The organism is Microbacterium sp. ISL-103, from assembly GCF_018613995.1.
Taxonomy (GTDB): domain Bacteria; phylum Actinomycetota; class Actinomycetes; order Actinomycetales; family Microbacteriaceae; genus Microbacterium.
On the sequence record NZ_JAGGPD010000465.1, the window covers coordinates 1 to 2,283 of the forward strand.

The following is a 2,283-nucleotide window of genomic DNA, read 5'->3' on the forward strand; positions in this document are numbered from 1 at the left end:
CCGATCGCGAAGAAGAGACCTGGATCGATCGGTTGTAAGCCGCGGCGTCGGGTCTCGACCACTCAGCTTCCACGCGCCGCATCGGGCACTAAAGAGTTTCGGACGTCCCGAGCTCACGAGTGATGTCCAGGAACTGCGCGCGCCGTGCGGGCTGCCACCCAAGGCGCTCAAGCCGTTCGATCGCCGACCGATGCTCCTGCCCCCAAAGCTCACGAAGGTCTATCCTTGTGAGCTGGAACAGTTCGATCGTCTTCTCACCTTTCTGCGATTTATGGTGCGGCACCGAGGGCTCTTCTGCTCCCCCCCGATAGCCTCCTGTGATGTGCGCGGCCGCGCGATCAAGGTAGGGATGGTAGATAGCGAATGTTGAAGACCGATAGCTGACCCCCCGAGTGACGAGAGGGTTGTACCGCTTTTTCAGCTTTGAGTTGCAGTATTCACACGCAAGTATGAGATTGTGAATCTCAAATGTCCACTCCGGGACGCCATTCACTATTNNGCAGCGAACAGTAAGCGCAGCGCTCCTTCTGTTGTTTCGCGAGCCAAAGCGTGAGACGAGAACGGAATCTGCGCGTCACGGCACTCGATGCCCACGGGCGAGGGCTGCCATCGTCCAATTCAGCGTCCACTCGATCAAGGCGAAAGCGTCGCGGCGGTCGTTTCAGCCTTCTCATGGAACCGCGCGATATTCACGAAGCACGTCATTCAACGTGGGCGTGTGACTGCCAGCAACGGCTCCTAGTCGCTCAACAGCAGCCTCAACCACTCCGTCGCGAGAAGTCTTCCCGGAGGACAGCCATCCAATTACGGTGGTTAGATCCGTATTGACCGAAGCATTTCCGATCACTCGCGCGCCGAACACCTGATATATCAGCATCTCAATCGACATGCCTCGGTGCTCCACAGGCAGATTGATGAATGAGTGGACTCCCAACGCTTCATTGTGGTCGGGCATGGATATTGTTGTCGCGGCAAGTGCGACGTATGGCGAATGGGTAGCAATAACGAAATGGCACCCTCGCGCTTCCGGAAGACTGTCCCGGAGCAGATCGATGAAACTGGACTGCCATTCAGGGTGCAAGCCGATCTCTGGTTCATCAATAAGGATAAGTGAATTGGGATGGATCGCGGAGGCGATTCGCAGGATCATTGAAAGCAGCAGCGACTGGCCCGCGCTCGGCTCAAAGGGCTCGTTGCTCTGCTCGCCAAACTGTAACTCGAAACGCAACCCGTACACGCGCCTCATCGCCTCTAGCACAACCGGCGGGTCGACGGCCAGTGTTTTGGCCAGATCTCCTATCAACCGTCTAACCCTGGACTCGTCCATCAAAAGCGGTCTTCTGGGTTGAATCTGAGAGGCAAGTTCGCCGAGGCGTCCATCCACGTAATTTATTGCTTCAGCGGCTATTGACCCGTCTTCCTTGAGCTCTCTCGCCAGTCGTTCCGCCGACGTCGTACCGCGCCTCGACGATATACTCGAAGCGGAATGCCCCCGCCCAAGCGCGACACTAACCACCGGCAGAGCAAGTTTTGCTGCGATGCGATTGATGTCGATATCGAAGTTCTGACTCGTCAAAATCTCCACATAGAAGCGACCCAAAGATGAGGCTATCGCCCCGGTTGTCATCGAGTTCGAGGACTGCCTCAGCCCTAGATACCTGTAGCCGGAGTCCTGTCTACGCACAAAAGGAAACGCGTCCATCACCATGTTCGAGACTGCCAGCACCCTCGCCGGCTCATCGCCGTCATCGATTCGTTGACCCTCGACCTCATGGCTGGCGCTGCGCGCCAACTCCCCGAGCAACCGACTCTTGCCGCTACCGTTGGCGCCGATCAGAACGGAGAAACAGACATCGCTCGACGCGTCTATGCGGATCTCAAGATCGAAGCGATCCGAGCGATAACCAAGCAATCGATACAAGTTCACACCCTCCCTGACGACACAGTATCCTCAACGACCGCGATATCCGAAGGGCCTAGCGAGACGATAGGGGACCTGGGGGATGACCGGTTCACCCGTACCGGCGAGCCACGAAACGTCCCCGAATCGATTCCGATCTGGCGGAGGGAGGGATCTCGCATATCGACTTACACTTCCACGCACCTGCGTAGACTAACTGGTAAGTAGACGCACCGTTGCGAAACCCAAGCCTCAAGGAGCTCGACCATGGCCCTCACCGCACACTCCACCATCGGCGACTGGCTGAACGACCCGACCGGCGGGCCACTCATCCGCGCACTCTTCGAGCAGACGGGCGCCGCCCCCGAGCCCCTCCCCCCCGT

Annotated in this window: 1 protein-coding gene; it reads right to left on the reverse strand. The window is 58.0% G+C overall.

The window, feature by feature from the left end:
• Window positions 1-670: 670 nt before the first annotated feature.
• Window positions 671-1,921, reverse strand: coding sequence for an ATP-binding protein (locus J7E68_RS15945; RefSeq protein ID WP_215174224.1), 1,251 nt, complete (start codon window positions 1,919-1,921; stop codon window positions 671-673).
• Between the last annotated feature and the right edge of the window lie 362 nt (window positions 1,922-2,283).